Consider the following 23,655-nt stretch of genomic DNA (forward strand, 5'->3'; position numbering starts at 1 on the left):
CCGTCCTTAATTGAATAAGCGCGCAGCTGTTGCGGAGCCAGCTGCAATACCGTCTTGCTCGAGGCGGCTGTAGAGGCCATCTAAGTGATGGCGAATCGCAATCACGGCGTTCTCGGTCAGATTAACCCCGTTATCGTCGACAATGCGGCCCTGCATTGCCTCAGCCAAAGCGACACCTTCTGCCAACATCCGCTCAAAACCCATTTGCTCTTGCGCCACTAAAGGAAGCTCTAGCAATAGGGAGATCCCTGTAACGGGCTGGTCTGGATCAAGTGCGTTGCTGGCAAACAAGATTTGATTGTTTGAGAAAAACTCATAGGACCGATTGTTTTTTGAAAGCACAAAGTTTCGCTCTAGCATCAGTACATCTAATTCGGCGCGTGTTTTTGCTTTACCATCAAAGGCCACATTGATGCTGAGCTGAATATCACTTTCTGCCGCAATCGCATCAAGCTCCTTGGCGCTTTCTATCATAGTGCTAACACTGGGCATGTCAATTTGTGCGCCCAATACTTCGGCTAAGGCTTGGCTACGCGAGCAGAAGTCCGAGAGTTCCAATACGCCGATCGGACCTTTGCGGCTGGCGAGCTGAATAGCGAGTTGCAGTTCGGCGTAATGGGCATCCATGGAAATTGGCTCCCAGTTGCCTTTAGGATCATCAGCTTGCAAGCCCTCGTATATCCAATGCGCACCAAAGCGAGGCCAATCTGCAACCTCACTGATAATTTCGCCACCCTTAATGGGGTTCTCAAATCGCAAATTAATCACGCAGTCAATGCGTGGGTCGATCGCAAAACGAGGTGCATCTGGAACTACGGTATTGATGGCCTCGGAAAACCCAGGCTCTACGCGATCGCCGGTGAAGTTCTGGGCCGTTGCATCAGCGAATCCAGGCTCAATTGGTTTGCGCGCTTGGCGTTTTGCGCGCGCACTCCGCAAATTAACAATTGCCACCAAGACCACGAGGAAAATACCAATCAGGCCTAAGGCAAATTGCAGTTCTGACAAACCCAGCGTCGCTGTGATTTGCTCGAGTCCCATTTAGGCGGCCTCAACCATGGATACTGCAGATGCAATATCAACGGCCACGATACGCGATACACCCTGCTCCTGCATGGTGACGCCAATCAATTGGTGGGCAATTTCCATGGTGATCTTATTGTGCGAGATAAAGACAAACTGGGTCTTAGCGGACATCCTAGCAACCATCTCTGCATAGCGCAATGTGTTGGCATCATCGAGCGGCGCATCGACCTCATCGAGCAAGCAGAATGGTGCTGGGTTCAATAAAAATAAGGAGAAAACCAAGGCAATTGCGGTTAAGGCCTTTTCCCCGCCAGACAGTAGGTAAATAGAGCTATTCTTTTTGCCGGGTGGCTGAGCCATCACTTGAACGCCTGAATCCAAGATTTCTTCGCCGGTCATCACGAGCTCAGCGTGGCCGCCACCAAACAGCTCAGGGAAGAGTCGTCCAAAATGGCCATTCACCTGATCGAAGGTGCCCTGCAATAAATCACGGGTCTCTGCATCAATCTTTGCAATGGCGTCGGTTAAGGTTTGCATCGCCTCATTTAAGTCGGCCGATTGTGCATCCAGGAATGATTTACGCTCGCGCGAACTCGCTAGCTCATCGAGTGCGGCCATGTTGACTGGGCCCAGTGACTGAATTTCACTATTTAAGCGATTGACTTCGCTCTGCAGGTGCCCTACTTTCAGATCACTACTGAAACGGGTTTCGAGGCTAGTGAGATCGGCCTCTGCATCCGCAAGCAAGGTAGCAAACTGTTCAAAGTTAAGGCGAGCGGCTTGCTCACGCAGCTGCAGGTCCATCACTTTGTCGCGCATCGGCTGTAAGCTACGCTCAATCAAGAGTCGCCCTTCATCTGCCTCGCGCAACTGGTGCAGCAATGCGTCTTGTTCGGTACGGGCATTCGCTAAGGCTGCTTCGCGCTCGGCACGAACTAGCAGCAGCCCTTGCAGTTTTTCTTGAGCCGCTTCATCGCTCAGACCCGCAAGCTCTTGCTCGCTGGCAGCATATTTATCCTGAATCTCGATGATTTGGTCGCGCGCCGTGCTTTGATCGCGCTGCAAATCGGCTATGCGCTGCTGCAATGAACGGGTAGCAAAAGCTGCTTCCTGAGCCGCCATCTCTGCGGTGCGTAGGTTTGTACGCAAAGTCTCACGCTCTTCACTGCTGCGCGTTAGATTCGATTGCGCACTCTCTAACTCGAGATGCAAGCGTTCTTTGTCGGCCTGCGCTTGATCTAAATCTGCCTGCGACTGAACGCCATTGCTATTGAACTGCTGCTGCTGCCCGCTAATCTCAGCCATCTCCGACTGAATTTGTGCGGCGCGCTGGCTGTATTGCTCTTCGGCTTGCGTGAGCTGCATCTGCTCCACTTCAAACCCATGGGCCTCCTGAACTGCATGCTCAGCATTGATGCGCGACTGCTCCGCTGCTTGATGGGCCGCTTGGTAATTGGCGGCGCACTGATCAAGCTCGCCTTGCAGCTCACTCTGAATTAAACGCTGGGCCTTTAGCTGCTTCTCCAGGCTCTCCATTTCTTGAGCGCGGGCTAACATACCCGATTGCTCTGAGTCGGCAGCATAGAGCTGTACACCCACTCGGCTAACTAAATGGCCTTCTTGGGTTACTAAGGTTGCGCCTACTGGTAACTTTTCGCGGCGACGCAATGCGTCTTCGAGGTTATTGGCAATAAAGACAGCACCGAGCCACTCTTGCAATACCTGCATCACGCGCGGTGCGCCCGCACTCTGAATGCGCGACAGCAATAAGGTGAACTCCGCAGGTGTATTGATCTGGGATGCAGGCAATTCATCGGCTAATAGAATCGCAAGGCGACTCGGTGGCGCGTCCTTTGCTAAAGCAACCGCTTCTTCTGCATTCTTGCCGGTGACCGCCGCAAGGCGCTCCCGCAAAACCGACTCAAGAGCCGTTTCCCAACCGCTCTCCACCTTGAGGTCTTGCCATAAACGCTTACTTTCTTTCAGGCCTTTGCTTTCAAGCCAAGGTCCGATTTTTCCTTGTGCTTGCACGCTCGCTTGCAGCGCAGTTAAAGCAGTAAGCTTGGCTTCGGTTTGAGCTAAATCCTGATTGGCTGACTGTATTTGCTGCTGCGCTTGGTTACGCGCCTCATCCGCCGCCGGAACACGCTGTTGCATTTCAAGCGCACGGGCTTTGGTTTCTTCTACCTTGCGCTGCGCCATCACTTGGCGATCGAGCGCCATTTGCAAAGCAATTGCATCCGGCTTGCGCATGCCGGCCAATTCAGTCTCTAAACGTGCTTGACGCGCCCCAGATTCTTCCAGCTGCAAGGCAATCGCTTTTGCACGCTCAGTCAGGCTTGCCAGGCGTTGATCAATTGCAGCAACACTGTCACGCGCTGCATTTAACTGAGTAACAGCTAGTTGGTATGCTTCTTCGCGCCCAGGCAACTGCTCTTGCAAGCTTGCGAGCTGGGTTTGTAAATTGCGTTCTTGTTCTGCTGCGAGGCTTAACTCGTGCTCGGCAGAGCGCTGTGCCTGGGCTGCGTCGGTTTCTTGAACGGTCCAACGCTGCAGTTGTGACTGCAGATCCTGCGTTTGCTGTTGTAGACGCTGGCGCGCCTCCTGCACATACCGAATCTCTGCCTCAACCTGAGTGACATCGGCATTGGTCTGATAGAGCTCTCCTTGTGCTTCGGATACTTTATCTTGCAGCGCATACTGCTGCGTACGCATTGCCTCGAGCTCGGCTTCAGCATGGCGCAATTTAGCGGTTTGCTCTTCGAGCTGAACTTGTGTGTCGCGGATGCCGTTGGCATGGCGCTCTTGCTCTTTACCTGCTTCGGTTTGACGCACGAACCACAGCAATTGCTGCTGTGATTTCATTTCCACTTGCAATAGATTGTGGCGCTCTGCAACCGTAGCCTGACTCTCTAGGCGCTCGAGTTGCTTTTCCAGCTCGCGCAATATGTCTTGTACGCGTACTAAATTCTCTTGTGTGTCTTCAAGGCGCGAGGCGGTTTCTTTGCGGCGTTCTTTGTATTTTGAAACGCCTGCAGCCTCTTCTAAAAATACCCGCAACTCTTCTGGCTTGGATTCCAAAATGCGATTAATCGTGCCTTGACCAATAATCGCGTAACCGCGTGGCCCCATGCCGGTGCCCAGGAAAATATCCTGAATGTCTTTACGACGCACCACTTGATTGTTGACGTAATAGCTCGAGCTGCCATCGCGGGTGAGCACCCGCTTTACCGCAAGTTCAGCAAACGTACTCCATTGTCCGTGTGCGCGGCCATCCGCGTTATCAAACAGTAACTCGACACTAGCGCGACCCGATGGCTTACGCAATCCAGACCCATTAAAAATCACATCCTGCATCGACTCGCCGCGCAATTCGCTGGCCCTGGATTCGCCTAAAACCCAGCGAACGGCATCAATAATGTTGGATTTTCCGCATCCATTCGGTCCCACCACACCAATCAGTTGGCCTGGCATCTCAAAATGGGTGGGATCGACGAATGACTTAAAGCCAGAAAGTTTGATTGATTTGAGTTGCACAGGGCGCTTTGCGGGGTAAAAAAGTCTGACTGGTTCAAGAAAAAAGGGGTAAATTCCGTGATTAGGATGATAGCAAGTTCACAAAGCTTTACACCGGAATTTTCCCCGCCGATATAATGATGTTTCGCCATTTAGGGCTAAAACCCCTTAACAATCTGATAGTTATCTAAAAAGCATGAGCCAATCACCACAAAGCGTTATCGAACAAGCCTGGGACAACCGAGCAAACCTCTCTGCAGGGGACATTTCCACTGAAATCCGCAATGCCGTCAGCGCTGTCATAGACGGCCTCAATCGGGGACGTATTCGCGTTGCTGAGCGCCGTTCCGTTGGGCAATGGGAAGTCAACCAGTGGGTTAAAAAGGCGGTTTTACTGTCCTTCCGCCTCGAAGACAATAAAGTCATGCCAGCCGGCGGCTTTACCCAGTTTTACGACAAAGTACCCAGCAAGTTTGAGAACTGGACTGAGGCGGACTTCATCGAGGGTGGCTTTCGGGTCGTACCCCCGGCTGTTGCACGCCGTGGCTCCTATATTGGTAAGAATGCCGTTTTGATGCCCTCTTACGTCAACATCGGCGCGTATGTCGGTGAAGGCACCATGGTCGACACCTGGGCAACCGTTGGTTCTTGCGCTCAAATTGGTAAGAATGTGCATTTATCTGGCGGTGTTGGTATTGGCGGTGTTTTAGAGCCAATTCAGGCTGGCCCCGTCATTATTGAAGACAACTGCTTCATTGGTGCACGCTCCGAGGTGGTTGAGGGCGTTGTGGTGGAAGAAAACAGCGTCTTGTCGATGGGCGTCTTTATTGGCCAAAGCACCAAGATTTACGATCGCGAAACCGGTCAAATTCATTACGGTCGTGTGCCTGCTGGTTCAGTAGTGGTGCCTGGGTCACTGCCCTCCGCAGATGGAAAATACAGCCTCTACGCTGCCATCATCGTTAAGAAAGTCGATGCTCAAACCCGAGCAAAAACTGCCATCAATGAGCTCTTGCGCGATTAATCATGAGCGCAGCGATTGAATTAACCAAAGCCCTGATTGCCTGCCGTTCGGTAACACCAGCTGATGGCGGCTGCCAGGATTTAATCGCTGCTCGCTTAAAGGAGTTGGGCTTTCATACAGAAAGCGTGGTGGGCGGTCCCAGTGACTTTCAGGTGACCAACCTGTGGGCAATCAAAAAAGGCACGCAAGGTGATGCCGGCAAAGTATTGATGTTTGCCGGTCATACCGATGTGGTTCCTACCGGCCCTTTGGAAAAGTGGGAGAGCGATCCATTTACTCCCACCATCCGCGGCGATTATTTGTACGGCCGCGGCGCAGCTGATATGAAAACCTCCCTCGCCGGTTTTGTAGTGGCAACAGAGGAGTTCATTACCTCCAATCCGGAGCACGCCGGAACGATTGCTTTTTTAATTACCAGCGATGAAGAAGGTCCAGCCAACGATGGCACGGTGGTCATGTGCGAACGGCTTAAAGAGCGGGGTCAACGACTGGACTACTGTGTGATTGGTGAACCTACTTCAGTCAATCAATTGGGTGACATGATTAAGAACGGCAGGCGCGGCTCCCTGTCTGGCAAATTGCACATCAAGGGCATCCAAGCGCACATTGCCTACCCTCACCTCGGTGAGAACCCCATTCATTTATCTGCACCCGCCATTCAGGCGCTGGTGAGTACCGAATGGGATCAAGGCAATCGCTACTTTCAGCCGACTAGTTTTCAGATCTCTAATATTCACGCAGGTACTGGCGCCAATAACGTCATTCCAGGCGAACTCACCATCGACTTTAACTTCCGCTTTTCAACCGAGAGCACGCCTGAGCAATTGCGTCAGCGGGTCGAGAGCATTCTGACCGAAGCCGGCCTGACCTTTTCGATTGATTGGGTTTTAGGAGGCAGCCCCTTCATTACTGGGGACGAAGCATTGGCGAGCGCGCTGCGCAAAGCGATTCAAGATGAAACCGGTGTTGTCACTGAACTCTCCACTACCGGCGGCACGAGCGATGGCCGCTTTATTGCCAAGATTTGTTCTCAAGTAGTGGAGTTTGGGCCGATCAATGCGACGAGCCATAAAGTGAATGAGTCCGTTTGCGCCGAAGACATTGTGCCGCTCAAGAACATTTACAAGCGCGTGCTTGAGCAGTTAATCGCCTAAACCCATGGATCCAGAGCCTCAGTCGCAGAGCAATACCATCGCCACCGTAGAACAATCGATCGATCGGCTTGCGCAACACCTCGATCAAGCTAAACTGAGCTACGGGCACGGCGCAATCGACGCCCAAAGTGAGGCGTTGTGGATTATTAGCAAACAACTTCAAATCAGTCCAAGCGATGCTTTAGAGCAACTGCAGGCACCACTCGATCACCGTCTTTATGACGCTGCCCTGGGAGTTGCCAATGAGCGCATTCAAACGCGTAAGCCATTAGCTTACATTTTGGAAGAAGCCTGGCTGATGGGTGTGCCCTTCTATTGCAATGAACAGAGCATCGTTCCCCGCTCGTGGATTGCGGAGCTGATTACTGAAGGAGCGCTTGAGCCATGGCTACCTGCCGATGGTCGCGCGCTTGATTTATGCACCGGTAATGGCTCCCTTGCCGTCCTGCTGGCGCTGTCTTGCCCGGATATCCATGTGAGTGCGTGCGATATCAGCGCGCCTGCATTAGCAGTAGCGGCACGTAACTTGGATCGTCACGGCCTCAGTTCTCACATTGAATTGTTCCATGGCGATCTTTGGAGCCCTTTGCCTGACCCCATTAACGAAAACCGCTTTGACTTGATCATCTGCAATCCGCCCTACGTCAATGCAGCCAGCATGCGTAAGCTACCCGCTGAATACCATGCTGAACCCGTCCTTGCTTTAGCTGGTGGCGAAGATGGTATGGACCTAATTCGAAAGATTATTGGGAATGCACCGGACTACCTGAGCGAGCGCGGCGCGCTGGTACTTGAAATTGGCAATGAAGTGGAGCACTTTCACAAAGCCTTCCCACAGATCCCAGTGATTTGGATGGACGTCTCTGCAGGGAACGAGCAAGTTCTACTAATCCAAGCAGAAGACTTGCGCTAACGAGCGTTACTCAATAGTGCTAACAATATTGCTAACTGAGTTCGTTAGCTGCAGAGATAGCCTCATCAATACGCTCCACGGGAATGACGCGCAAGCCGGGGATTTTGCTCTTGGGTAGATTGGCTTTCGGAATGATGGCAATCGTAAAGCCGAGTTTGGCGGCTTCTTTGAGGCGCTCTTGACCGCGTGGACAAGGGCGGATTTCTCCCGCCAAACCCACCTCACCAAATACGATTAACTCTTTCGGCAAGGCGCGATTCCGAATCGACGATTGAATTGCCAGGAGCACAGCTAAATCAGCCGCCGGCTCAGAGATCTTCACACCACCCACCGCATTCAGAAAGACGTCTTGATCAAAGCAGGCAATCCCCGCGTGGCGATGCAATACCGCCAGCAACATAGCCAGTCGATGCTGCTCGAGGCCGACTGCCAAGCGCCTTGGATTGGGAATGTGGGCGGTATCTACTAAGGCCTGAATTTCAACCAATAAGGGACGGCTACCTTCTTGGGTAACAAGCACGCAAGCACCCGGCACCATCTCCGCATGCTGCGATAAAAAGATGGCCGATGGATTAGAGACGCCCTTCAGGCCTTTTTCGGTCATGGCAAATACACCAAGCTCATTCACTGCGCCAAAGCGATTTTTAATCGAGCGCACTAAACGGAATGATGAGTGGGTATCACCCTCAAAGTAAAGCACGGTATCGACAATGTGCTCCAGCACCCGCGGGCCAGCAAGATGACCGTCTTTGGTCACGTGCCCCACCATCAGCATGCAAATGCCAGTGGATTTAGCATAGCGGGTAAGCTGCGCAGCGCACTCACGCACCTGTGCAACTGAACCCGGCGCCGAAGTTAAAGCATCGGAGTAAACCGTCTGAATGGAATCCACCACGACCACTTGGGGGCGGGCGGCATCAATGGTAGTCAATAATTTTTCGAGTTGGATCTCTGCAAGAACCTCCAACTGCGGAGCAGCCAAGACAATGCGTTTTGCTCGCAGCGCAATCTGCGCAGCCGATTCTTCGCCACTGCTGTATAAAACGGAAACGCCAGCAGCGCTCATTTCTGCCAAGGCTTGCAACAATAGTGTCGATTTTCCGATACCCGGATCACCGCCGATCAGGACAACACCGCCAGGCACTAGACCGCCACCGAGGACGCGGTCAAATTCATCTACGCCAGTTGGCAATCGCGGCATATCCTCGGCCTTGATGGCCGATAACTTTTGACGGGGTACAGCTTGCGCTAAACCCTGAAAGCGGGCATTCGTGGAGGTTGATTCAGAAAGGCTTTCCTCTAACGTGTTCCAAGCTTGGCATGCAGGGCACTGCCCCTGCCAACGCGGGGTACTGCCGCCGCAGGCATTACAAACATAAATGGTTTTTGCTTTTGCCAAAATAGTGCTCTTTACTGTAACTGGGTACCTGCTTTGTTTTCTTGTGCGCGACGCGGGGCATCTTTACGTCGCTCCTCTAAGTCTGCAGCCCTCTTTGCAGCATCCTGTTGCTTTTCCTCAAAAGCACGGACATTTTCAGCGCGCTCTGCTGCTTTTGCTGGATCTGCTTTTTCTGCTTTGCGCTTGGCATCGCGCTCGTCTTTGAGAAGCTTGCGCAGCTCCCGCTGCGCCGTATTGAGCTCGACCTCTTGCGCCCGAATCGGATCGATCTCTTTACGATATTGAGTACGCGTTTGGCTTAGACAACGATTCACTAAGTATTTTTCATAACACTCGGAAGAGGCTTTTTTCCAGCGGTAATCTGCCCACTCGCGCTGCAGGGTCAGCTCGGCCTCGATCTTGTCTAACTTTTCAAGTTCTGCTTCTTGTGCTGGGGTTGCTTGTGCGGCACCCACCCCCAGCACTAAGCCAAAGGCAAACGCAGTTGAAAGGCAAACGCGGAAAGAAGAGAGGCGAATCAAATTTCAACCTTTGCGCCCAGCTCAACTAAGCGATTGGTTGGGATCTTGAAAAAGTCCGACGGTTTTGCAGCGTTTTGCATCATCCACGAAAAGAGGCTTTCCTGCCACAGCGCCATTCCAGGGGATGCCGATGGAATGATGGTGTCTTTCGAGATGAAGAAAGAGGTGTCCATCAAATCAAAGCTCAGGTTCTCTTGTTTCTCCAGCAGGGTTAAGATCGAATTAATGTCTGGCGTTTCTTTAAAGCCATAGACCGCACGCACCAAGAACACTTGTCCGCCCAAATCGCGCATGGTGATGCGCTCGCTGTCATTTACATAAGGCACATCCCAGGTACTCAACTTCAAGAAAAAGATTCGCTCATGCATCACGCGGTTGTGTTTGAGGTTGTGTAGCATGGCCACCGGTACATAATCAATATGCGCGGTTAAGAAGATCGCAGTTCCCTCAACGCGATGCGGTGGATGCGCCAGCAGACTACCAACAAACGCCTCCATCGGAATGGAATTGCTAATCAATTTATCGCGAAGTAACTTACGACCCTTGTACCAAGTAATCAAGCAAGTAAAGCAGACTAGTGCTATCAGCAGCGGATACCAGCCGCCATCCTTAATCTTGATCAAGGTAGCGGTCCAGAAAGCCAAGTCGACTGCAAAGAAAAACACAATTAACAAGGCAATCAAAACCGGATTAATGCGCCATTCACGGCGCATCACAATCGAAAGTAAGATGGTCGTAATCAGCATGGTTGAGGTAACGGACAGGCCATAGGCTGCAGCCAAGTTCACCGACTCACCAAACTCGATAATGGTCACAATCACCATCACGAGCAAGGCCCAGTTCACGATCGGGATGTAAATCTGCCCACGCTCGGAATCAGAGGTGTGCAGAATATTCATGCGTGGCAAAAATCCCAAGGAGATGGCCTGACTCACTAACGAAAAGGTGCCAGAGATCACAGCTTGGGATGCAATCACAGTTGCTGCGGTGGCAAGCCCTACCATCGGCCAAAGGGCCCACTCTGGCACCATCATATAAAAGGGATTGCGAATGGCTTCGGGGTTGGAGAGCACCAAGGCACCCTGCCCTAAATAATTGAGCAGCAGACTAGGCAGAACAATCAAGAGCCATGCAAAGCGCACGGGGTTACGACCGAAGTGGCCCATATCTAAATACAACGCCTCCACTCCAGTCACTACCAGCACCACTGCACCCATCACGATGTATGCCGTTAAGGGGTGGTCGGTAATAAACCGAATGGCGTACATCGGATTAAACGCTAGGGCAATTTCAGGGGCATTAGTAATATTCCAAATGCCCAGTGCAGCAATCGCTAAAAACCAAATCAATGTAACGGGTCCGAATAAATTACCCACCATTGCCGTGCCGTATTTTTGAATCACAAAGAGGCAAAACAGAATAACTACAGCAATCGGAATGATGAATTGCTTTAATGCCGGTGTTGCAATCTCAATACCCTCTACTGCAGACAATACCGAGATCGCCGGCGTGATGACAGACTCACCAATCAGCATACAGGCACCTAACATGCCCAGAATCATCAAAACAAAATATTCTTTTGTACCGCTTTTAACGGAACGCAGTGCCAAGGCCATGAGGGATAAAACGCCGCCCTCACCCTTGTTATCGGCGCGCATCACGAACAAGACGTATTTGAAGGTCACCACCAAAATCAAGGCCCAGATCATCATGGAGATCACCCCATAAAGGGCCTCAGGGCTAAAGGCAATGCCATGCTCGGCATCAAAGCATTCTTTGAGGGCATACAAGGGACTAGTACCAATATCACCGAAAACCACGCCAATTGCAGCCAGCATGAGAACGCCTAAACCCTTCTTGTGCTCACCACCATCGCCGCTGCTATGCAGGTCAACGGGCTTGAGCAGGGTTGAGCTTGAGTATTCGGGATTACTAATGGACATGAAACTGCCTTAATTGGTGTTGCACGGCAATATGTTACTCCTTAGGGGGGTCTAAATGACCGAGAAATAGAAGATAAATTCAGCGTGAAACAGCTCAATTCAGCAATAAAGCTCGACAGAGAAGGCTTAAAAATGCTAGAATCAGTGTCTCAGACGCGGGGTGGAGCAGTCTGGCAGCTCGTCGGGCTCATAACCCGAAGGTCACAGGTTCAAATCCTGTCCCCGCAACCAAATTTAGTGATATAGAACAATGGGATACGAAAGTATCCTTTTTCTATTGATTTACGGCAATCCGAGGGCATTAAGCAAGCTGCTATTGACACCTCTAGATTGAGAATGATAATTTTTGTCGCAAAAGGGGAATGAACACATGTTTGCAAAAACCTTAATCAGCGTATTAAGCGCAGTCACGATCGTGGTTGGTCTGGTTGTTTTTATTAGCAGCGGTGACTACGCCATCTTTGCGATCGGCATGATTGCTTATTTTTTGGTTGCCATCTCTGGAAACCTCTGCACCTACTACAACCGTCGCGGAAGTTAAAACGCCTAAGGCGCTTTAGAAGCACTTTTTAGAACCCATTCTATTTTTAACCAACATGAAATCACCAACAGAAACTCCCGTTGACGCCAAGGTCACTGAAGTGCCTGCAGAGCAGCCCAAGAAGCCGAGCAAGTCGAGTTCCAGACAGAAATTTATTCCCGTCGAGGAACTCGATCCCGATGCACCCCGCTCCGTATTTCAAGACCGCAATTGGAATAAAGAACTCAAGCAGCATTAAGGTAGTTTGTGGTTTATGGCTGACCGCTGCGGTCATGCCAAATACGACGCCTATCCTCACGTAACAGGATAGGCGTATTTTTTTGTCCAGGCGCTTTTCCGAAGTGCCACAACTGGGCACCCGTATTCGGGGTTTGTAGAAATGGAATACCCAATTCCTGGTAACGGGCACGCACAGTTGGGTGGGGATGGTTATAGCGATTGCGGTAGCCATTTTGTGTAAAAGCCCAATCCGGATTAATCGCCTTTAGTAAATCCAAAGAGGAGGATGTTTTGCTGCCGTGGTGGGGCGCCATGAAGATGACGCTACGCCCTTGCCTTGGGATTGGATGATTGCGTAAGCGCTCTACCAGCGCCGCCTCAGCCTCTCGCTCGGCATCGCCGGTCAACCAAAAAGAAGTACTGCGATTACGCACCTCGAGGACGCAACTCATTTCATTGGGCTTACCGCCATAGTGGCTCGCATCAAAATTCATCTCCTCATGCGGATGCCAGACTAAAAAGTCAACCCCGTCCCAGCGCCACGACTGACCATATCGACATGGAAGGACTGGGACTGTTTTCTGACGTAATGCCCGCAGCAATGGATTATGGTCAGGCAAAGAGCCCAGCATCGAATCAAAAGCAATCTCGCGTAATAGGGTTTGGGCGCCGCCCACGTGATCGCTATCACTGTGACTAATCACCATACGATCAATTTGATGAATGCCCTCTCCCCTGAAAAAAGGCAAGATGATGCGCTCTCCCGCGTCATCTTTTTTTCCTTGGATTGGTCCCGTGTCGTAAAGTAGTCGTTTTGATTGGGTCTCGATCAGCACTGCAGTGCCCTGACCAATATCGAGAACCGTAGCCTGCAATTCACCATAGGCCAAATCCGTCTTAGGCGGAATAAATAAGCAGGCACATAAAGCGCAACCCGCCAGTCTCGATGCAATGGTCTCGCGAATTGATCCTGGACGAATGGCCATGGCGATACCAATGAGGGATAAAGCCAGCAGTAGCAAGTTAGGCTGATGTGAATAGGCTACCGCCCAATCCCAACTTGCCATTAACTTTAAGAGTAGCGCAAGCCACTCCATTGCGGTATGTGCCAATAGTAGGAGCGGTCTCGCTAATGCATCCGGCATCACGACACCAATCATGGCAAGCGGCGTAACGATGTAACTCACGAGCGGGATGGCAATCGCGTTCGCTAGAGGCGACACTACTGAGAATTGATAGAACCAATACAGCGTGCACGGAATTAATGCTAAGGTCACCACTGCCTGCAAGCGGCAGGCTTCTTTGAGTGCCTGCGTTATTCGCGCGACAGCACTTGTCTCGAGCTCTTTTCCAGTGGGTATGCCGATTAATCCGCTGGAGTCCCCCATCGCATACAGAATGGCAGCAACCGCGCCAAATGAGAGCCAAAAGCCTGGGGTGTAGGCGGCCATCGGATCTAATATCAATACCACTGCTAAGGCCCACCACCAGATGTCAAAGGCGCGCGGTATTCTACCGGACCAAACCGCGATCGCCACCACCCCAACCATATACATGGTGCGCTGCGCTGGTATCTGAAAGCCAGCGATCCAGGCATAAAAGAAAGCAGTCATAAAACCGGCTGCTGCTGTTACGCGCGGCACCGGCATCGCCAGAGGCAAACTGCCGCGGCGCCAAACTCGCGATGCCACTAAGGCGCCCAATCCAGCCAGCATGGTGACGTGAAGACCCGATATCGAGATTAGGTGTCCGATTCCGGTTGCATTAAACACCCGCCAATCCGCCTGATCAATCGCATTTTGATCGCCCATCACAAGGGCAACCAAAACGCCAGCATACGGTCTGTTGTCATGCAGTAGGCGTTTAATCTTGTCACGTAAATTCCAGCGGTGGCCCTCAATCCATTGCGCAAAAGACCATGGGGCCGCCTGCTCCAACTTCTCGCCTGAACGAATCGATCCGTACGCACCATAACCCTGATGAAAAAGCCACTGCTCAAAATCAAAGCCATGTGGATTGATTACGCCATGGGGTCGCTTGAACTTCACGCGCAACTGCCATTGCTGACCGGGCTGAATTATCGGTATCTGTTCTGACTCTCGCCAAGCAGATGACCAGGTCAGGTATACCCGTCGCGGTAGTTTCTCAACATCAATATCTACCCCACGCCGCAAGCGCGTGTAGTTTGTAATCACAAATGCAAATGTAGCGCCTTGATGATCGCCCCGCGGCAAGCCATCCACTCGTCCCTCAATCTGCAGATCAGCCCCCTCAAGCGCTACTGGAAAATCGTACTGTAATCGCTCTTGAGCAAAATATAGACTCCAGGCCAAGCCCATGAGAGCACACATCAAAAGGATGGCTGCTTTGCGTAGCAGTGCGACCGGAATGAGCAGTAATGATGTAATCGCCATCAATGCCAAAGCGGTCATCAGCAGAGCATTAGCTGGCAGTGTTGATAATAAAAAGGGAAGCGCTCCCCCGGCGATCCACGCCGTAATTGCATAGCGCAAGGGAATTATTTACTGCGAAGTGGACTGAGGGTTGCCGACCAACGCGGCAGCGCGGTCAGCGCGTTACTCCATGTTGCCGCCGCAAAAGCAGTGATGTCCATCTGCCGCAAGGCGGCAAGTTCTGCCCCAATGCGTGGAATGAATTGTGGCGCATTGTGCGCTATTTCTTCGTCACGCAACCATGCCGGCGGTATATCGGGCGCATCGGTTTCTGTCACTAGACAGCTGAGTGGCAATTGCGCGGCTAAGCGGCGAATCTGTAATGCACGGGTATAGGTTGCGGCGCCACCAAACCCCAACCTAAATCCCAGCTGAATAAATTGCTCTGCTTGTTGCATGCTGCCATTAAATGCATGGGCGATTCCACTGCGAATACGGCGCTGACGCAAGGCTTTTAAAATCGCATCTTGTGAGCGCCGAACGTGCATGACGACTGGCAAGTCATGCGTCTGCGCTAAATCCAATTGCTGCTCAAAAAAGTAGGCTTGGCGTGTGCGATCAAGCCCTTCTACAAAGTAATCCAGGCCAATTTCACCGATGCCAACAAAGCGTGGGTCATGAAGTGAGATCTCGACTTCGCTGGCAAGTAAATCAAGGTCGGCTTGCGTCGACTGCTCGACATACAGTGGATGAATGCCAAGGGTATAAACGAGGCCCGGCATGATTTGGGCATACTGGGCCACGAGCGTTCGGATGTTGGCGGCATCGCTGGCCTTGACTGCCGGCAGCAATATGCCTTGTACCTGATTTTTTGCGGCCGATTCAATGACTTCGCCTAAATGGGATGCGAATTCAGGGGCGTCAAGATGGCAGTGGGTATCAAGCCACATGCCTTAGTTGGCCTCGATGGGAATGGGGTTTAAGCTGCCATGGTCCAGTCGCAAGATACGATCGCAGCGCCGCGCCCGAATGGGATCGTGGGTGACGATCACAAATGCAGTCCCCTGCTCTTTGGCCACATCCAGCATCAAATCGAATACGCTATCGGCTGTCTCGGTATCCAAGTTGCCCGTTGGCTCATCCGCTAGAACGCAGGCAGGATTACCCACCAAGGCGCGGGCAACCGCAACGCGTTGACGCTCGCCACCAGAAAGCTCTCCTGGGGTATGCATTACCCGCTTTTGTAGGCCTACTGCAGTCAGCATGGCACGCGCTCGCTCAAGCGATTCGTCTTTGCTTAAGCCCCGTATCCGCAGCGGCAAAGCAACGTTCTCAGCCGCCGTGAATTCATCCAAGAGGTGATGAAATTGGTAAATAAAACCCAGGTATTGATTGCGCAGGCGATCCAATGCTGAAACGCTGAGGCGACTTAAGTCCGAACCCGCTAAGGTCACTTGACCTGCGCTCGGCACATCAAGACCACCCAATAAATGCAGCAAGGTACTTTTACCTGAACCGGATGAACCCACAATCGCCACCTTCTCCGACTGCGCTACATCCAATTCAATCGCCTTCAATACCTCGACCGCGGTAGTGCCCTTGCCATAAGTCTTGGCAAGACCACGTGCACTCAAAACCAATGCGTGATCACTCATAACGCAAGGCCTCCGCAGGCTGTACCTTGGCTGCACGACGGCTGGGGTAGAGGGTAGCCAAAATGGAGAGACCGAAGGCCATCAAACCCACGGTCAGCACATCATTGAGGCGGACATCGGATGGGAGCTGACTAATAAAGTAAATGTCACGCGGCAAAAATTGCACGCGGAAAATGGCCTCAATGGCGGGCACAATCACATCGATATTGAGCGCCACCAATAAACCCAACCCAACTCCTCCGAGCGAACCCAGCAAACCAATCGCGAGGCCCTGAATTAAAAAGATCCGCTGGATTAAACCCGGACTTGCGCCCATGGTTCTCAAAATAGCAATATCCGCCTGCTTCTCATTGACGGTCATGACCAAGGTCGAAACTAAATTAAATGCGGCGACCGCAATAATCAGAGTCAAAATAATGAACATCATTTTCTTTTCGGTCTGCACCGCTGCAAACCAATTTCGATTCGAACGTGACCAGTCAGTTACCCATAGTGCTTGTGGCACAAGACTAGCCAATTGATTGGCAATCTGTGGGGCGCGCTGCATGTCATCGACCTTAACGCGTAAGCCCGATGGGTCGCGTAAACGCAGCAAGGCTGCGGCGTCTTGCCAATGCAAGATGGCTAAAGAGCTATCGTATTCATAATGGCCGCTATCGACTACGCCCACCACATTGAGTGCGCGCATTCGGGGCATCACTCCAGCCGGCGTCAGATCACCTTCGGGAACAATCAGGTTGACGCGATCGCCTAAACGCACACCCAACATATTGGCTAACTGCGCTCCGAGCACCACACCAAAACTTCCGGGGCGCAGATCGGCAATGTCACCTGCCACAAATTGCTTAGGCAAATCCGACACACTACCTTCTTCCGATGGGGATACGCCCCGCACCGCTACGCCGCGCATGATTTCACCGCGACTGAGTAAACCCTGGGAGCTCACCATGGGAGCCACGCCAAGCACATGGGGCTGACTGGCCACCTTCGCTGAAAGCGTTTGCCAATCCGGCAAACCATCTGGGGCGGTAATCTCAATATGGGAGAGCACCGAGAGCATGCGATCGCGCACTTCTTTCTGGAAGCCATTCATCACCGACAGCACGACGATAAGGGCTGCAACGCCAAGGGCTATGCCCGCAGTCGATATCCCAGAGATGAAGGAGAGGAAGCCATCGCGCTTACCTACCGCTTTACTCCGCCGTGAGCGGGTATACCGCAGGCCAATTTCCAGTTCGATGGGGAGCTTTAACATACCCTTAGTTTAGTGAATAGTGACGCCCCGGCTGGAGAAATGGGTAAATGCCACCTAAAATCAGAAGAATGACAACAAAAAGACAATTTACCCTCCTTCTATCGGGTGACGATGCTGTGGCTGATTCCCTACAGACCGTGCCTACAAGGGGCTTGCCACACGAGCGTTTTTTACTCGGTGATGGTGTGCCAGCGGCTCCATTTGTATTGCTCGGCCTGGAAGGAGGTGCTGTTGATTCGAATACTGTATTGGCCTGCATTCAGCCGGTTCACTTGCATGCCACCCGCGACCATCTGGTCTTGATGCACACCGACCATATTCCACTCACCGCCGCTGAGTCAACCGCCTTACTCGAAGAAGCAAAACCCCTATTTCAGGATGAATTCAAGGCTGAGATCTTGGCTGCCGACCCATACCACTGGTTTATTAACCCAGCCCACTTTGCCAGCCTAGCAACCCACTCCGTTGATCAAGCGCACGGCCGCAATATCGATTGGTGGTTGCCGCGTGACAGCACGGAAGTAGGTAAAGCTCGCGCTTGGCGTAAATTGCAAAATGAGATTCAGATGCTGTGGCACATTAGCCCGATTAATGAAGCACGCCAAGCGAGTGGCCTGCCTGCCATTAATTCAATTTGGATCAGCGGCATCGGTTCTATTTCGGATTTACAGGCTCCGAATGAAATTAGAGAAGCAAGCCGCATCATTACTGACCATCCCGTTTTAAAGGGTATTGCCCATCACCTTACTATTTCGTGTAGTAGTGCTGTCAACGCCGATACCTTGGTCGGTGGATTTGCTTGGCTTAAGGATCCAGCAGCAGTTTGGCCAATGCTTCAATCCGCCTTGCTGAATGAATCGCTCGACGAACTCAAACTGATTGACTTTCCGAACGGCGCGCTGCGTAAACGCACTATTCAAAAGAGCGATGTCAAAAAAGGATCCTGGGCATTTTGGCGCGCACCCACATTACTGAGCTGGCAAGAATTAACGGGGTCCAAAGCAGCATGATTGATTCCGTCTTTCGGCAGCGCGACTTTTCGCTTGAGGCAGCAGATGCCCTCAGTAGGGGAGGACTACACCCCTTACTGGCTAGACTCTATGCTGCACGCGGCGTATCGACCGCCGATGAGCTAGCTCTGGAGCTCAAGCATTTAATCTCCCCAACACAGTTAAGTCAGTGTCTTTCCACTGCTGCCATTCTGGCCGATGCGCTTGCGGCAAAGAAACCGATGCTGGTTGTCGCCGACTATGACTGTGATGGCGCAACCGCGTGCGCCGTTGCTGTGCGTGGCCTGCGTTTACTGGGTGGACCGAATACGAATATTCATTTTTTAGTCCCCAATCGCTTTACGATGGGCTACGGCCTCACACCCGAAGTAGTGGATCTTGCCGCCACCCAAACGCCCAAGCCTGCCATTTTGATTACGGTAGATAACGGCATTGCCAGCGATGCGGGTGTCGAGCGTGCCCGCGAATTGGGTATGGATGTCATCATCACAGACCATCACCTTCCAGGTGATCGCATACCCAATGCACTGGCAATCGTTAACCCCAACCAAACGGGTTGTGGTTTTCCCAGCAAAGCGCTGGCCGGCGTTGGTGTGGTGTTTTATCTGCTGATTGCCTTGCGTGCCGAACTTCGTCAGCGCGGAATGTTTACGACAGATACGCAACCCAAGATTGAAAATCTGCTCGACTTGGTTGCCTTAGGAACGGTAGCTGATGTTGCGCAGCTCGATTACAACAACCGCATTTTGGTTGCAAACGGTCTACGACGCATGCGCCAAGGCATTGGGCAGCAGGGTATCGCCGCCTTATTTAATGTCGCGGGTCGCGATATTCGGAAAGCCACGGCGGGCGATTTGGGGTTTGCCATTGGTCCCAGGCTGAATGCCGCCGGACGCCTAGCGGATATGACCCTAGGGATTCAGTTGCTGTTGGCAGACGATGCGGATGTCGCGCTGCGCATCGCCCAAGAACTCGATCGCATTAATCGCGAACGCCGGGTAATCGAAGGTGGTATGCAAGAAGCTGCATTAGGGCATTTAGCCCAAGAGCAATTGGATGGCCTTGCAGCAGCCCGCTCTGCCCTCTGTCTATGGAATGCTAACTGGCATCAAGGCGTGGTCGGTATCGTTGCCTCTAGGCTCAAAGAACGCTTTAATCGCCCTGCCATCGTATTTGCCCCGGCCGATACCGAAGATGCGCAGTCGCAATTGCGTGGATCAGGCCGATCGATCAGCGGCTTTCATCTGCGCGATGCATTGGATTTGGTTTCCAAGCGCGAGCCTGGCCTCATTCTCAAATTTGGCGGCCATGCCATGGCAGCCGGACTGACGATTGATCAAGCGAGCTTTGCCCGCTTTGATGCCTGCTTTCAGGCAGTTGCCGATGAATTGCTTGATGATGCGCTGTTAGCTAGGCAATACATTCATGACGGCAGCCTACGTCCCGATGAGTTGACTGCAGAGATAGGCGACCTCTTGGCAGAGGAGCTTTGGGGCCAAGGCTTCCCGCAGCCGGTCTTTTATGGCGAATTTGAAGTGGTGAGCCAGGCCTTAATGAAAGAAAAACACCTGCGACTGCAACTGAAGCCGCTGAGTAGCGCGCCGGGGGACAAGCCGGTCAGCGGCGTCTGGTTTAACCATACCCAAACCCTGCCAGCACGAGTGCATTTGGCTTACCGCTTGGTGGCAGATCGCTTCGGCGGCCAAACACGGGTACAACTCATGATTGAGGCCCTAGACGAACCGAGCAAGGCGGACGCCTAAAGGCCGCTTGACTTTATAATCGGCAGCATGGAAGCCGAACAACTCAACCTCATCTCCAATACCCTTCAAGATCTGCTCATACGCGAGCAAGCACTTCGGGGGTATCTTTGACTACGACGTCAAGTCACGTCGCCTAACGGAAGTTAATTCCATCCTCGAAGATCCCACTATTTGGGATGATCAAAAACGGGCTCAAGCACTCGGTAAAGAAAAAAAATTATTGGATGGGGTAGTTTCTACTCTAACCAATCTCAATACCAACATCACGGGCGCCCTCGAATTATTTGAGATGGCCAAAGAAGAAAGTGATTTTGAGACCTTAGGCGCAATTGAGGTGGATACCGAGGGCTACAGCAAAATCATTGCAGACCTCGAGTTTCGGCGCATGTTTCACAATGAGATGGACCCCTGCAATTGCTTTATTGACATTCAGGCGGGCGCCGGCGGAACTGAGGCTTGCGACTGGGCGAGCATGCTATTTCGCCAATACCTCAAGTACTGCGAACGCAAAGGCTATAAAACTGAGATCCTCGAAGAATCCGATGGCGATGTGGCGGGCATTAAGAGCGCCACCATCAAGATTGATGGGGAGTATGCCTACGGTCACTTGCGTTCGGAAACTGGGGTGCATCGATTGGTCCGCAAATCGCCATTTGACTCGTCCGGCGGTCGCCACACCTCCTTCGCCAGTATCTACGTTTACCCTGAAATCGATGACTCGATTGAGATTGACGTCAATCCAGCCGACATTCGAACCGATACCTACCGCGCTTCGGGCGCCGGTGGTCAGCACATCAATAAAACCGACTCTGCAGTACGGCTCACCCACATTCCAACGGGCATTGTGGTCCAGTGCCAAAATGACCGCAGCCAACACCGCAACCGCGCTGAGGCCATGACCATGCTGAAGTCACGTCTCTATGAACACGAGATGCAAAAACGCCGCGTCGAGCAAGATAAATTAGAGGCCAATAAAACCGATGTGGGTTGGGGCCATCAAATTCGATCCTACGTATTAGATCAAAGCCGGATTAAAGATTTGCGCACCAATGTTGAGATTTCCAATACCCAAAAAGTATTGGATGGTGATCTCGACGCCTTTATTGAAGCCAGCCTGAAGCAAGGCGTTTAATTACTCTGATTAGCCCAAACCCCATGAACGATAAAGCCCAAACCCCAGACAATGCGCCAGAAGCCGTAGATGAAAACCATATCATCTCCGAGCGCCGTGAAAAGTTAGCCCAGCTGCGCGCCAAAGGCGTTGCATTTCCGAATGACTTTGTCCCAACCCATCATGCAGCCGATCTGCATGCGCATTACGATGGCTTCAATAAAGAAGAATTGGCTGCCAAGAAGGTGCTAGTCAAAGTCGCTGGGCGCATGGTTCTGAAACGGGTGATGGGCAAAGCCAGTTTTGCAACGATTCAAGACCGTACAGGGCAAATTCAGTTTTACATTAGTGATGAAATCAGCGGCGCTGATATTCACAATGCATTTAAGCACTGGGACATGGGTGACTTTATTGCGGCTGAGGGGCACTTGTTTAAAACCAATAAGGGTGAACTCTCTATCGAGTGCAGCACTTTACGCCTCCTCAGCAAATCGCTGCGCCCTCTGCCTGATAAGTTTCATGGACTCTCCGACTTAGAGACCAAGTACCGCCAACGCTACGTTGATCTGATCGTTAGTCCGGATACCCGCGCGACCTTTGTCTCCCGCAGTAAAGCGATTGCCTCTTTGCGCCGCCATATGCTTGATGCCAACTTCATGGAGGTTGAGACCCCCATGCTCCACCCCATTCCGGGCGGAGCGACGGCTAAGCCATTTATGACCCACCACAATGCGCTCGACATGCAGATGTTTTTACGCATTGCACCCGAGCTCTACCTCAAGCGTTTGGTTGTAGGCGGATTTGAACGCGTTTTTGAAATCAATCGCAATTTCCGTAATGAAGGTGTCAGTCCGCGCCACAACCCTGAATTTACGATGATGGAGTTTTATGCGGCCTACACCGATTACAAATGGCTGATGGACTTTACGGAAGGGTTGATTCGTGCCGCGGCGATTGATGCCCAGGGCACTGCTACCCTCACCCACCAAGGCCGCCTACTCGATTTAAGTAAGCCATTTCAGCGCCTGACGATTACCGAAGCAATCCTCAAATACGGCCCCGAATCCAAAAAGAGCTATACCCCAGATCAACTGGAGGACGCTGAGTTCATTCGCGCCGAGCTCAAAAAGGGCGGTGAAGACATTAATGCGCCAGCACTAAAGAATGCAGGCATTGGCGCCTTGCAGTTAGCTCTATTTGAATTGGTAGCCGAGCACCATTTATGGGAACCAACTTACATCATTGACTACCCGATTGAAGTCAGCCCCCTCGCCCGCGAATCCGATACTCGTCCTGGTGTGACCGAGCGCTTTGAACTCTTCATCACTGGCCGTGAAATTGCTAACGGCTTTTCTGAGCTCAATGATGCTGAAGACCAAGCGCAGCGCTTTCATAAGCAAGTGGAGCAAAAAGAAGCGGGCAATGAAGAGGCGATGTACTTTGACCACGACTTTATCCGCGCACTCGAGTACGGCATGCCCCCAACCGGCGGTTGCGGCATTGGAATAGACCGGCTAGTGATGCTACTTACCGATGCGCCGAATATTCGTGACGTCATTTTGTTCCCCCATTTGCGCCGCGAAGAAGAGCAATAAGACGGGGTTAAATCGATGATGTTGCTAGAGATTGCCAACTTACTTTCTGAAATCGCCATCACGGTTATTGGCGGTGCTTGCCTATTGCGTTGCTACCTGCAATACCTCAAGTTTAATTTGTCGCCCCATTCTGGCAACCCGATTGGGCTCTACTTGATGCCGCTGACAAACTGGCTGATCATGCCCCTGCGCAAATTGATTCCAAGTGTCGGGCGTATCGATAGCGCCTGCCTGATCGGGGCCTATCTGGTTGTGCTGGCTAAGGTGCTGCTGATTGGCTTACTACTCGGCAACATTCCATCGATTGGCGGTCTCATCATTGTCTCTGGTCTGGAGCTGATTGGCCTTGTTTTATCGATCCTGGTTGTTCTAATCATCGCCAACGTAGTCTTGTCGTGGGTTGGTCGTGGATCCCCTACGCAATACATGCTATCCGAGATACTCAACCCACTGCTTGCCCCCATTAAACGGATTTTGCCGAGCATGGGTCCACTCGATTTATCGCCACTCATCCTGCTTGTGGCGATTCAGATAGCGCAGATTGTATTAAGTAATATTGCGCGCGCCCTGCTTTGACCTGAGTTAATCAGTCCTATCTCTTTTCTAATTTATAAGCT

Annotated in this window: 19 protein-coding genes and 1 tRNA gene; 11 read left to right on the plus strand and 9 right to left on the minus strand. The window is 51.9% G+C overall.

What is annotated here, in order from left to right:
• Positions 1 to 6 precede the first annotated feature (6 nt).
• A complete protein-coding gene (locus AOC34_RS06655) occupies positions 7 to 1,041 on the minus strand; it encodes a cell division protein ZipA C-terminal FtsZ-binding domain-containing protein (RefSeq protein WP_108469333.1) in 1,035 nt (344 codons plus the stop codon).
• Entirely contained in the window at positions 1,042 to 4,563 is a 3,522-nt protein-coding gene (gene smc / locus AOC34_RS06660; RefSeq protein WP_108469334.1) for a chromosome segregation protein SMC, read from the minus strand.
• A gap of 175 nt (positions 4,564 to 4,738) precedes the next feature.
• Between smc and dapD the strand changes: the two genes are divergently transcribed.
• Genes dapD through prmB form a run of 3 tightly spaced genes read left to right on the plus strand, consistent with a single transcriptional unit; the run spans position 4,739 to position 7,633 of the window.
• Positions 4,739 to 5,566, plus strand: coding sequence for a 2,3,4,5-tetrahydropyridine-2,6-dicarboxylate N-succinyltransferase (dapD, locus tag AOC34_RS06665; RefSeq protein WP_108469335.1), 828 nt, complete (start codon positions 4,739 to 4,741; stop codon positions 5,564 to 5,566).
• Between the two features lie 2 nt (positions 5,567 to 5,568).
• Positions 5,569 to 6,720, plus strand: a complete 1,152-nt coding sequence (gene dapE / locus AOC34_RS06670) for a succinyl-diaminopimelate desuccinylase (protein ID WP_108469336.1) — start codon at positions 5,569 to 5,571, stop codon at positions 6,718 to 6,720.
• Positions 6,721 to 6,724: 4 nt separating this feature from the next.
• A complete protein-coding gene (prmB, locus tag AOC34_RS06675; RefSeq protein WP_108469337.1) occupies positions 6,725 to 7,633 on the plus strand; it encodes a 50S ribosomal protein L3 N(5)-glutamine methyltransferase in 909 nt (302 codons plus the stop codon).
• A 31-nt stretch (positions 7,634 to 7,664) separates the two neighbouring features.
• Here prmB and radA read toward each other — a convergent pair whose 3' ends face one another.
• From radA to AOC34_RS06690, 3 genes are read right to left on the minus strand one after another with little or no spacing between them, the layout of a single operon-like run.
• Positions 7,665 to 9,032, minus strand: a complete 1,368-nt coding sequence (gene radA / locus AOC34_RS06680) for a DNA repair protein RadA (protein ID WP_108469338.1) — start codon at positions 9,030 to 9,032, stop codon at positions 7,665 to 7,667.
• Positions 9,033 to 9,043: 11 nt separating this feature from the next.
• Positions 9,044 to 9,553 carry a hypothetical protein gene (locus AOC34_RS06685; protein WP_108469339.1) on the minus strand — a complete coding sequence of 170 codons (510 nt, stop codon included), beginning with the start codon at positions 9,551 to 9,553 and terminating at the stop codon, positions 9,044 to 9,046.
• Entirely contained in the window at positions 9,550 to 11,391 is a 1,842-nt protein-coding gene (locus AOC34_RS06690) for a potassium transporter Kup (RefSeq protein WP_234408179.1), read from the minus strand. Before AOC34_RS06690 ends, AOC34_RS06685 begins: the two co-directional genes overlap by 4 nt.
• A 259-nt stretch (positions 11,392 to 11,650) precedes the next feature.
• On the opposite strand from AOC34_RS06690, the gene AOC34_RS06695 reads away from it, so the two are divergent.
• From AOC34_RS06695 to AOC34_RS06705, 3 genes are all read left to right on the plus strand, one after another.
• Positions 11,651 to 11,727: transfer RNA gene (locus AOC34_RS06695), tRNA-Met, on the plus strand.
• A gap of 139 nt (positions 11,728 to 11,866) precedes the next feature.
• On the plus strand, positions 11,867 to 12,037 hold the full coding sequence (locus AOC34_RS06700; protein ID WP_159074831.1) for a hypothetical protein: 171 nt from the start codon (positions 11,867 to 11,869) through the stop codon (positions 12,035 to 12,037).
• Between the two features lie 55 nt (positions 12,038 to 12,092).
• The gene (locus tag AOC34_RS06705) at positions 12,093 to 12,275 is read left to right on the plus strand and encodes a hypothetical protein (protein WP_108469342.1); all 183 of its coding nucleotides are present in this window, start codon (positions 12,093 to 12,095) and stop codon (positions 12,273 to 12,275) included.
• Between the two features lie 13 nt (positions 12,276 to 12,288).
• On the opposite strand, the gene AOC34_RS06710 is transcribed toward AOC34_RS06705, so the two are convergent.
• From AOC34_RS06710 to AOC34_RS06725, 4 genes are read right to left on the minus strand one after another with little or no spacing between them, the layout of a single operon-like run.
• Positions 12,289 to 14,769 (minus strand): DNA internalization-related competence protein ComEC/Rec2, encoded by a 2,481-nt coding sequence (locus AOC34_RS06710; protein ID WP_267895145.1) that lies wholly within the window; start codon positions 14,767 to 14,769, stop codon positions 12,289 to 12,291.
• A 5-nt stretch (positions 14,770 to 14,774) separates the two neighbouring features.
• Positions 14,775 to 15,599, minus strand: coding sequence for a TatD family hydrolase (locus AOC34_RS06715; RefSeq protein ID WP_108469343.1), 825 nt, complete (start codon positions 15,597 to 15,599; stop codon positions 14,775 to 14,777).
• Between the two features lie 3 nt (positions 15,600 to 15,602).
• Positions 15,603 to 16,304 carry an ABC transporter ATP-binding protein gene (locus AOC34_RS06720; protein WP_108469344.1) on the minus strand — a complete coding sequence of 234 codons (702 nt, stop codon included), beginning with the start codon at positions 16,302 to 16,304 and terminating at the stop codon, positions 15,603 to 15,605.
• The gene (locus AOC34_RS06725; RefSeq protein WP_108469345.1) at positions 16,297 to 17,559 is read right to left on the minus strand and encodes a lipoprotein-releasing ABC transporter permease subunit; all 1,263 of its coding nucleotides are present in this window, start codon (positions 17,557 to 17,559) and stop codon (positions 16,297 to 16,299) included. The genes AOC34_RS06720 and AOC34_RS06725 overlap by 8 nt, the downstream gene beginning before the upstream one ends.
• A gap of 68 nt (positions 17,560 to 17,627) precedes the next feature.
• Here AOC34_RS06725 and AOC34_RS06730 point away from each other — a divergent pair, with 68 nt between their 5' ends.
• The 5 genes from AOC34_RS06730 to AOC34_RS06750 all read left to right on the plus strand — a co-directional run bounded on the left by AOC34_RS06730 (position 17,628) and on the right by AOC34_RS06750 (position 23,614).
• Positions 17,628 to 18,569: a hypothetical protein gene (locus AOC34_RS06730; protein ID WP_234408060.1), complete on the plus strand. Its 942-nt coding sequence runs from the start codon at positions 17,628 to 17,630 to the stop codon at positions 18,567 to 18,569.
• A complete protein-coding gene (recJ, locus tag AOC34_RS06735; protein ID WP_108469347.1) occupies positions 18,566 to 20,332 on the plus strand; it encodes a single-stranded-DNA-specific exonuclease RecJ in 1,767 nt (588 codons plus the stop codon). Before AOC34_RS06730 ends, recJ begins: the two co-directional genes overlap by 4 nt.
• A gap of 27 nt (positions 20,333 to 20,359) precedes the next feature.
• Positions 20,360 to 21,464 (plus strand): peptide chain release factor 2 gene (prfB, locus tag AOC34_RS06740; protein ID WP_108469348.1). Its coding sequence is split into 2 segments (ribosomal slippage): positions 20,360 to 20,440 and positions 20,442 to 21,464, totalling 1,104 coding nucleotides; the frame shifts between segments, so codons are not numbered across the junction.
• 23 nt (positions 21,465 to 21,487) lie between these two features.
• Positions 21,488 to 23,038, plus strand: a complete 1,551-nt coding sequence (gene lysS, locus AOC34_RS06745) for a lysine--tRNA ligase (protein WP_108469349.1) — start codon at positions 21,488 to 21,490, stop codon at positions 23,036 to 23,038.
• A 15-nt stretch (positions 23,039 to 23,053) separates the two neighbouring features.
• Positions 23,054 to 23,614 carry a YggT family protein gene (locus AOC34_RS06750; RefSeq protein WP_108469350.1) on the plus strand — a complete coding sequence of 187 codons (561 nt, stop codon included), beginning with the start codon at positions 23,054 to 23,056 and terminating at the stop codon, positions 23,612 to 23,614.
• Positions 23,615 to 23,655 lie beyond the last annotated feature (41 nt).

Origin of the sequence: Polynucleobacter difficilis (assembly GCF_003065365.1) — a bacterium.
GTDB classification, from domain to species: domain Bacteria; phylum Pseudomonadota; class Gammaproteobacteria; order Burkholderiales; family Burkholderiaceae; genus Polynucleobacter; species Polynucleobacter difficilis.

Bases quoted from the DNA above. Each gene is read 5' to 3' on its own strand.
- recJ (WP_108469347.1), top strand. From the start codon at position 18,566: ATGATTGATTCCGTCTTTCGGCAGCGCGACTTTTCGCTTGAGGCAGCA.
- dapD (WP_108469335.1), top strand. From the start codon at position 4,739: ATGAGCCAATCACCACAAAGCGTTATCGAACAAGCCTGGGACAACCGA.
- AOC34_RS06715 (WP_108469343.1), bottom strand. From the start codon at position 15,599: ATGTGGCTTGATACCCACTGCCATCTTGACGCCCCTGAATTCGCATCC.
- AOC34_RS06655 (WP_108469333.1), bottom strand. From the start codon at position 1,041: ATGGGACTCGAGCAAATCACAGCGACGCTGGGTTTGTCAGAACTGCAA.
- AOC34_RS06720 (WP_108469344.1), bottom strand. From the start codon at position 16,304: ATGAGTGATCACGCATTGGTTTTGAGTGCACGTGGTCTTGCCAAGACT.
- AOC34_RS06750 (WP_108469350.1), top strand. From the start codon at position 23,054: ATGATGTTGCTAGAGATTGCCAACTTACTTTCTGAAATCGCCATCACG.
- lysS (WP_108469349.1), top strand. From the start codon at position 21,488: ATGAACGATAAAGCCCAAACCCCAGACAATGCGCCAGAAGCCGTAGAT.
- AOC34_RS06690 (WP_234408179.1), bottom strand. From the start codon at position 11,391: ATGCTGGCTGCAATTGGCGTGGTTTTCGGTGATATTGGTACTAGTCCC.
- AOC34_RS06700 (WP_159074831.1), top strand. From the start codon at position 11,867: ATGTTTGCAAAAACCTTAATCAGCGTATTAAGCGCAGTCACGATCGTG.
- AOC34_RS06730 (WP_234408060.1), top strand. From the start codon at position 17,628: ATGACAACAAAAAGACAATTTACCCTCCTTCTATCGGGTGACGATGCT.
- prmB (WP_108469337.1), top strand. From the start codon at position 6,725: ATGGATCCAGAGCCTCAGTCGCAGAGCAATACCATCGCCACCGTAGAA.
- AOC34_RS06725 (WP_108469345.1), bottom strand. From the start codon at position 17,559: ATGTTAAAGCTCCCCATCGAACTGGAAATTGGCCTGCGGTATACCCGC.
- AOC34_RS06705 (WP_108469342.1), top strand. From the start codon at position 12,093: ATGAAATCACCAACAGAAACTCCCGTTGACGCCAAGGTCACTGAAGTG.
- dapE (WP_108469336.1), top strand. From the start codon at position 5,569: ATGAGCGCAGCGATTGAATTAACCAAAGCCCTGATTGCCTGCCGTTCG.